Annotated in this window: 13 protein-coding genes; 3 read left to right on the top strand and 10 right to left on the bottom strand. The window is 59.4% G+C overall.

Going from position 1 to position 7,548, the window contains the following annotated elements:
• The 7 genes from AC13CE_RS07470 to rpmF form a co-directional block, all read right to left on the bottom strand.
• Positions 1-339, bottom strand: a 339-nt coding sequence (locus AC13CE_RS07470) for a transposase (RefSeq protein ID WP_482972049.1), incomplete at its 3' end; no start/stop codon positions are given.
• 175 nt (positions 340-514) lie between these two features.
• Positions 515-934: a hypothetical protein gene (locus AC13CE_RS07465; RefSeq protein WP_482972048.1), complete on the bottom strand. Its 420-nt coding sequence runs from the start codon at positions 932-934 to the stop codon at positions 515-517.
• A gap of 202 nt (positions 935-1,136) precedes the next feature.
• A complete protein-coding gene (locus AC13CE_RS07460; RefSeq protein WP_482972047.1) occupies positions 1,137-1,505 on the bottom strand; it encodes a MerR family transcriptional regulator in 369 nt (122 codons plus the stop codon).
• A 19-nt stretch (positions 1,506-1,524) separates the two neighbouring features.
• Positions 1,525-1,827, bottom strand: coding sequence for an integration host factor subunit alpha (locus AC13CE_RS07455; RefSeq protein WP_473822795.1), 303 nt, complete (start codon positions 1,825-1,827; stop codon positions 1,525-1,527).
• A gap of 122 nt (positions 1,828-1,949) precedes the next feature.
• Positions 1,950-2,915 carry a beta-ketoacyl-ACP synthase III gene (locus AC13CE_RS07450; protein WP_482972046.1) on the bottom strand — a complete coding sequence of 322 codons (966 nt, stop codon included), beginning with the start codon at positions 2,913-2,915 and terminating at the stop codon, positions 1,950-1,952.
• Positions 2,912-3,949: a phosphate acyltransferase PlsX gene (plsX, locus tag AC13CE_RS07445; protein ID WP_482972045.1), complete on the bottom strand. Its 1,038-nt coding sequence runs from the start codon at positions 3,947-3,949 to the stop codon at positions 2,912-2,914. The genes AC13CE_RS07450 and plsX overlap by 4 nt, the downstream gene beginning before the upstream one ends.
• 26 nt (positions 3,950-3,975) lie before the next feature.
• Entirely contained in the window at positions 3,976-4,158 is a 183-nt protein-coding gene (gene rpmF, locus AC13CE_RS07440; protein WP_040965823.1) for a 50S ribosomal protein L32, read from the bottom strand.
• Between the two features lie 38 nt (positions 4,159-4,196).
• Between rpmF and AC13CE_RS07435 the strand changes: the two genes are divergently transcribed.
• Positions 4,197-4,361 carry a hypothetical protein gene (locus tag AC13CE_RS07435; RefSeq protein ID WP_482972044.1) on the top strand — a complete coding sequence of 55 codons (165 nt, stop codon included), beginning with the start codon at positions 4,197-4,199 and terminating at the stop codon, positions 4,359-4,361.
• A 36-nt stretch (positions 4,362-4,397) separates the two neighbouring features.
• Positions 4,398-4,796, top strand: a complete 399-nt coding sequence (locus AC13CE_RS07430) for an MAPEG family protein (protein WP_482972043.1) — start codon at positions 4,398-4,400, stop codon at positions 4,794-4,796.
• 7 nt (positions 4,797-4,803) lie between these two features.
• Here AC13CE_RS07430 and AC13CE_RS07425 read toward each other — a convergent pair whose 3' ends face one another.
• The 3 genes from AC13CE_RS07425 to AC13CE_RS07415 form a co-directional block, all read right to left on the bottom strand.
• Complete coding sequence (locus AC13CE_RS07425; RefSeq protein WP_482972050.1) at positions 4,804-5,445, bottom strand: MBL fold metallo-hydrolase; 642 nt, start codon at positions 5,443-5,445, stop codon at positions 4,804-4,806.
• A gap of 102 nt (positions 5,446-5,547) precedes the next feature.
• Positions 5,548-5,877 carry a hypothetical protein gene (locus tag AC13CE_RS07420; protein WP_247710368.1) on the bottom strand — a complete coding sequence of 110 codons (330 nt, stop codon included), beginning with the start codon at positions 5,875-5,877 and terminating at the stop codon, positions 5,548-5,550.
• Between the two features lie 112 nt (positions 5,878-5,989).
• Positions 5,990-6,628: a S24 family peptidase gene (locus AC13CE_RS07415; protein ID WP_482972042.1), complete on the bottom strand. Its 639-nt coding sequence runs from the start codon at positions 6,626-6,628 to the stop codon at positions 5,990-5,992.
• Between the two features lie 149 nt (positions 6,629-6,777).
• Here AC13CE_RS07415 and AC13CE_RS07410 point away from each other — a divergent pair, with 149 nt between their 5' ends.
• Positions 6,778-7,524, top strand: a complete 747-nt coding sequence (locus tag AC13CE_RS07410; protein ID WP_482972041.1) for an IS1595 family transposase — start codon at positions 6,778-6,780, stop codon at positions 7,522-7,524.
• Positions 7,525-7,548 lie beyond the last annotated feature (24 nt).

Genomic DNA, 7,548 nt, shown 5'->3' with positions numbered 1-7,548 from the left:
GCCGTGCCGGTTCTTGGAGAAGGTGGAGTGATCGGGCACCGACCCCTCGAGATCGAGCCGGCAGAACCAGCGATAGGCGAGGTTGAGGTGCACCTCCTCGCACAAGCGGCGCTCCGAGCGTATGCCCATGCAATAGCCAATGAGGAGCATCCGGATCATCAGTTCGGGATCAACCGAAGGCCGCCCGGTCGAGCTGTAGAACGGCTTCAAGTATTCTCGGATACCCGTCAGATCGACGAACCGGTCAACCGAACGCAGCAGGTGATCCTGCGGCACATGATCCTCAATGCGGAAGCTGTAGAACAGCGCCTCCTGCATCACCGTCCGTTCGCCCATCATCAGCAAATCTCCTGATTACGAAGATCACTGGAGCCGAAGGCGTGCAAAGCACAATCAGCGGCTCGCCCTCTTCGCAAGAGGAGTTTTTCAACAGAATAGGGTGGCAATCGGACAAGTTTGAATGCCGATTTTCTTTGGAAGGTGGGCAATCCCAAAGGAGAATACGAGTTGAGCTCTAACGAGCGTCAGGGTCTCCGGGACAGCCATCCGGTTCGGCCGTGAATTGGATGCTGACGATTTTCCATTCTTCATTCACGAATGCCAGATTGAACACATCTATTCCGCAATGCATCCGGATACCATCGACCTCCATGCTGTAGGGCGCCCATAACATGGCGATGCCGTTGTGAATGAGAATCGTCGGGTCCCAATAAGATTCAGTCCATGTCGCCTCATTGCCGCTCGCCAATCTGGCCTGACCCTCTAGAAACGTCTCCGAGAAGAATTTCGCTACGCCGTCTTGATAGATCAGCCCACTGGTCCTGCCTTCCGCCGTCGTGACAGATGCCATCAATTCGGCATCCTGCTCTTTGATAGAGCGCATAAATTCGTCAACAGCGTGAATTACTGCTGCCTCTGCAGTGTCTTTTGCCATTGCAGAAGTTGAGTAGCTCAACGCTGCAATGAGAGGTGCGGCCAATAGTAATGTCCGCATGGCAATGTCTCCCAACTTGGTTTGGTCAAAGAATGGATCGAAGTCTATATGAATGACGAGCGCTATTTATTGGAGGTTTTCGTCAGTGGGAAGAACGTCCGCTTTGGCGTCGTAAGGGGTCAAAGGCTTATTTCTATTCCCCTCAACCCGCCAGCGCGGCGTGCAAGTCCTGTCGGATAGCTTTCAGCTTTGCCAGCACGTCGCCGCTAACAGACGCTTCCGCCGCAGCCGATACCTGCGAGGCGTCCTGCTGGTCGGACGCTCCGCGCAGGGCGGCTTTCGCGCCTTTGAGCGTATAGCCTTCGCGGTTCACGAGCCGGTCGATGCGTTCGACCAGCGCCACATCTTCCGCGCGGTAATAGCGCCTCCCGCCGCTGCGCTTGAGCGGCTTTAGCTGCGGGAACTGCTGTTCCCAGTACCGCAGGACATGCGCCTTGATACCGGTTGCCTTGGAGACTTCCCCGATGGTGCGAAGGGCGCCGGTTTCCTTGTGATCGTCGAACTCAGCCATGCCGCCGACGCTACCAGCTTCAATTGCTGTTGGCGATACGCTCTTTCAACAGCTGGCTGGCGCGGAAGGTCATCACGCGGCGCGGGGTAATCGGCACTTCGACACCGGTCTTGGGGTTGCGCCCGATACGTTCCTTCTTGTCGCGAAGGACGAAACTGCCAAACCCGGAAATCTTGACGTTTTCACCACGGGCAAGCGCATCGCACATCTTGGCGAGAATTTCTTCCACCAAATCAAGCGATTCCGCGCGGCTAAGCCCCATCTTGCGGTTAATCGTCTCTGCCAGATCTGCGCGGGTCAATGTGCCCACGGAACGCATCATATCCATTATCCTTCCCCCAGTGGCGACCCTGAGTGGAGTGCGACTTAACTATAAGTAACCTTGGATATTTAACAGCTTGCCGCGAGTCGCACAATGGAGCGGCGCCATATATTTATCAAAAGTTATATCCGGACGAGCGACGCGCCCCAGGTAAATCCGCCACCCATTGCTTCGAACATTACCATGTCGCCCGATTTGATGCGCCCGTCCTTCCGTGCCACGTCGAATGCCAGCGGCACCGAAGCTGCCGACGTATTGGCATGCTGGTCCACCGTCACTACGATCTTGTCCGGCGACAATCCGAGCTTGCGCGCGGTGGCATCGAGAATGCGGGCGTTCGCCTGGTGCGGCACGACCCAGTCTATCTCACTGGAGGAGATGCCGGCATCATCGAGAACTTCGTTCAGTACCTCGGCCAGATTGACCACTGCATGTCGAAAGACCTCGCGGCCTTTCATGCGCAGTTTGCCGACTTCGCCCGTGGTCGAAGGGCCTCCGTCGACATAGAGGAGATCCTTGTGTTCGCCATCGGCATGCAGCCTTGTGGCGAGAACACCGGGACCGTCTTCGGTCACATCCTGCGCTTCGAGGACCACCGCGCCCGCGCCGTCGCCGAAGAGGACGCAGGTGCTGCGGTCTTCCCAATCGAGGATACGGCTGAATGTTTCCGCGCCGATCACCAGCGTCTTTTTCGCCATGCCGGTGCGGAGGAGGGAATCGGCGGTGGCGAGCGCATAAAGGAAGCCGGAGCACACGGCCTGGACGTCGAATGCCACTCCGCCGCGACAACCCAAGGCTTGCTGGACCTGCGTGGCGGTGGCCGGGAATGTATGGTCGGGCGTTGCGGTGGCGAGGATGATCAGCCCGATCTCGCTGGCATCGACGCCGGCATCGTCGAGCGCCTTGCGGGCCGCGTCCGTGGCGAGGCTGGACGTGGTTTCGCCTTCGCCCGCGATGTAGCGCTGCCGGATGCCGGTGCGTTCGACGATCCACTCGTCGGTCGTATCGACGCGCGCTTCCAAATCCGCATTGGTCACGCAATTCCTGGGCAGTGCACTGCCGCTGCCGGTGATCACGCCGCGGATCATTTCGCGTCCAGGCTTTGCGTGTCCACGGCGCTCAAGTCTTTCGCGATGCGGTTGGTGATATCGTCCTCCAGCAGGCGAGCGGCCACTTCGACCGCATTGGCCACGCCCTTGGCATTGGCGCTGCCGTGGCTTTTCACCACCACGCCGTTCAGCCCGAGGAAGACCGCGCCATTGTGGTTGTTCGGGTCGAGGTGGTGCTTCAGCAATTCAGTCGCCGGACGCGAGACGAGGAAGCCGACCTTCGAACGGAAGGAGGACGAAAATGCATTGCGCAGCAGATCGGTGACGAAACGCGCCGCGCCTTCGATCGCCTTCAGAGCGATATTGCCGGAGAATCCGTCGCATACGATTACGTCGCATTCGCCGCGGTTGATCTTGTCGGCTTCGACATATCCTTCGAAGTCCATCGCCAGCTCACTGGCGGCGCGCAGACGATCGGCGGCGGCCTGGATGTCCTCCGTGCCTTTCGTCTCTTCAGTGCCGATATTGAGCAGGCGCACGCGCGGACGCTCGCGCCCAGTCACGATACGCGAATAGGCGGCGCCCATAATCGCGAATTGCACGAGGTTGCGCGCGTCGCATTCGCGGTTCGCACCAAGGTCGAGCATGATGACATCGTCATCGCTAAGCGTGGGAAGCAGGGCAGCGAGCGCGGGCCGGTCGAGGCCGGGCATGGTGCGCAGCGCGAGCTTGCTCATCGCCATCAGCGCGCCGGTATTGCCGGCCGATACGGCGGCACCGGCTTCGCCGCGCTTCACCGCATCGACTGCAAGACCCATGCTGGTGGTCTTCGCGCGCCGGAGCGCCCTTGAAGGTTTCTCGTCGCCCGCGACGACATCCTCGCAATGGAGAATCTCGCTTGCCCCGGACATTCCGGGATGGTTGGCCAGTGCAGCCTTGATCTGCGTTTCGTCGCCGACCAGCAGGAACTTGAATCGATCATGGCGCCTGCGCGCAAGCGCGGCGCCCTCGATCATCACGCGAACGCCTTCGTCACCGCCCATCGCGTCAATGGCGATACGCGGCAGGCTCATGACGTTCTCCGAATCAAGCTAGAGGCTTAAAGGCCCTCGGGAGCGAGGACTTCGCGCCCGTTGTAATAGCCGCAGTGCGGACAAAGGTTGTGCGGGCGCTTCAGTTCGCCACAGTTCGAGCATTCGTGATGCGCTTCGACCTTGAGCGAATCATGTGCACGACGGTTGCCGCGGCGGTGGGGCGATACTTTTCTCTTGGGGACGGCCATCTCGGCACCTGTTCCTCAAACAATTTCAGTCAATTTCGGTGGCCGCCCTAGGGGATGGTCCGGCAACGCACAAGAGCGCGATGACGGCGAACATCCCGACCGTGACGGTGAAGGCGCGCGCTATAGCGATTTTTGCGCGCGATGCAAGCGGAGTGGAGGATAATCCTGGCAGGTCGATTGCCGCACTGCGCGGATGGTCCTAGCCAAGGGAGAAAGGGTTCGCAAAGGGGAGAATTTCTATGGGTATCGTCCTTCCGGTCACGCTGACGGCTGCCGCGGCTGCCGCGATCATCAATCTCTGGCTGTCGATCCGCGTCGGGCAGATGCGCATAAAGCACAAGGTTTCCATTGGAGACGATGCGGGCGGCCCGCTTACCGCGCGAATGCGGGCGCAACTCAACTTCGTCGAGAATACCGCCTTCGTACTGGTGTTGATCGCCGCCATAGAGCTTTCGGGCCATGGCGACCAATGGCTCGCATGGGTCGCAGGCATCTACATGCTGGGACGCGTGGCGCACGGATTCGGGATGGACGGCGGCGCACTCGGCAAGGGCCGTCAGGTCGGAGTGATTATCACCATGCTGACGCTGCTGGGACTGGCCGCAATTGCGGTGCTGATCTCTCTGGGCGTGATGTAGGCCGAGGCTAAGCCAGCGCCGCGTCGCTGACGAAGGCGTTGGTCTTGCGCTCCTGCCCGAAGGTGCTGGTGGGGCCGTGGCCGGGAATGAAAGTCACATCGTCGCCCAGCGGCCAGAGTTTCTTGGTGATCGCATCGATCAGGTCCTGGTGATTGCCCATCGGGAAATCGGTGCGCCCGATGCTGCCCTGGAAGAGAACGTCGCCCACGACGGCGAACTTGCTCGGCCGATGGAAGAAAACCACATGTCCGGGGGTGTGGCCGGGGCAGTGGATCACCTCGAGAGTCAGGTCGCCCACCGTCACCGTGTCGCCATCCTCTAGCCAGCGGTCGGGTTCGAACACTTGCGAATTCATGCCGTAACGCGCGCCATCTTCATCGAGGCGGCTGATCCAGAACCGGTCAGCCTCATGCGGCCCTTCGATCGGCAGGCCCAGTTCCTTGGCCAGCACGCCCGCTTCACCGCAATGGTCCATGTGTCCGTGGGTGATCAGGATTTTCTCAAGCTCCACCCCGCTTTTCGCGACGGCCGCCTTCAGCTTGTCGAGATTGCCCCCGGGATCGATCAAAGCGCCCCGGTTGGTGGAAGTGCACCAGATCAGCGAACAGTTCTGCTGTAGGGGCGTTACCGGCACGATACCGGCTTTCATCGGAGGGGTTGAAGGCGTTTGGGTCATGCGGGCCTATGTGAGATACGCGCCGGTTTGTCGCAAGTGCGCATTCCGCAGGATCTTCGATAGGCCCGCGATAGCTTACCTCAGATTGAAATCCACGATCCGGCCATCCGCGCGATAGATACAGGTGAATTCATCGCGGTTGTAATCGCGGTTGTCGATCCGGCCATAGACATAGACATAGTCACGGTCCTGCTGGTCGACACGGTCAACCTGAACGCGGCCATAGCGTGAGGCTTCATCCCCGCAGGCACCGGCTGCGCGGCGTTCAAGATCGTTCCCGCCGCTGTAACCGTAGTCATTGCCGCCAAAGATATCACCCAGCAGTCCGCCGCCACCGCCATAGGTTGAGCAACCACCGAGCATAGCGGTTCCGGCCAGAGCGATAGGGATGAGGGTCTTGCGCATCGGAATTCTCCGTATCTGCCCCGGCATAGTGTTCACAGGCGGGGGAGTCATGGGACATACGGACCCGGCAAGAGATTGTTCCACCTGCCGATTATTGAAAGTAGCCAGTCAACTAGATCCGCCCGCCTTTCCAGACCACGCGCCCGATAATCTCGATCTCTTCGCGGGCCAGCTCGATCGGAGAATAAGCTTCGTTGGCGCTGATCAGGGCGATACGACCCGGCGCGCTCGCCTGGATCTGCTTTACGTGAAGCACGTCTCCGATGCGGACCACATGCACACCCTCCCCCGCTCGCTTGTTCCGATCGACAAAAATCTCGTCTCCGCTGCGCAGCAAGGGTTCCATGCTGTCTCCCTCCACCCGGATCGCGGTTAGGTCGGCACCTTCCAGACCCATTTCCCGCAGCCAGCGGCGGCTGAAACGGAAGCTGTCGAAGGAAATTTCCTCCGCCGAAAAGGCACCGGGTCCAGCCGAGGCATCGAGTGCAAGGCGGGGAACAGCGACAAAATCGTCAAAATCTCGCTTGGAGCTCATGACGGGATCCGCCCCCAGTTCGACCTCGTCCACGCCGAAGAATTCGGCCAGCCGGCGGCGATCGGCCTCCTCCAGCTTGCGCGGACTCCCCTTGCGGACGAATTGCTGCAAATAACTGGGATTGCGGCCCAACATGGCGGACAGGGATGCGAGGCTGGTGCGGCTCTTCTCGGTCAGTTCGACCAGCCGGGCACGTTCTGCGGTCATGCCATCCATAGCTTGCTCCTTCCGCTGTCCAAGCCCTCCAACCCCAATGATCGGCGGCTTGTGCAAGAAAATTCCTATAGCATAGGATTTTTCCTAGACAAGTAGGATTTGGGGATTATCCCCTTGCGACAAGTAAGGTTCTGTGCTAGATAATTGGCATGGCAAAGAACACTCTCACCCTTCGCAAATTCCAAGACCGCTTCCCCACCGAGGAAAGCTGCCTAGAGCACCTAAAGCTGACCCGCTTTGGTGAGCGTCACGAATGTGAAAAGTGCGGCAAGGATGCGCAATTCTACCGCGTCCAGAAGCGCCGCAGCTATGCGTGTGAGCATTGCGGCCACCAGATCTATCCGACTGCCGGAACGCCCTTCCATCGCACCCGCACCAGCCTTCGGGACTGGTTCTATGTGATGTTCCTGTTCTGCACGACGCGAAACGGTGTCGCTGCCAAGGAAGTCGAACGCCAGATCGGCGTGACCTACAAGACCGCGTGGCGCATGTGCCATGAAATCCGCAAGTATATGGCTATCGTGGACGGTGACGAACCGCTTGGTGGCCCGTTCAAGACTGTCGAGATTGATGAAACCTACATGGGCGGTGAAGCGACGGGAAAAGGATCGGGCTACAAGGCCAACAAGGTCGCCGTGATTGGCATGTTTGAACGCGGCGGTGACATCACCGTTCGCATCCTGCCCGACCGCCGTAAGAACACGATGAACCAGATCATTCCGATGCACGTCAAAGCTCATACGGAAGTCCACACCGACGAATTTGGCGGCTACAGCGATCTAGGCCCTGTTGACAAACTGGATTCACAATTGCTGCGAGATGTGATTCAAGATAGCTTTTGCGGAGGTTATCTTGGCGCGGTTGCTGATGGAGGATGCCGAGTGGGCATTCTTTGAACCCTTTTTGATAGCGATCCGGGG

This window comes from Qipengyuania sp. B-5 (assembly GCF_056857815.1).
Note: the sequence above shows the minus strand (reverse complement) of the source record. Positions and strands in the feature narration are given on the sequence as shown.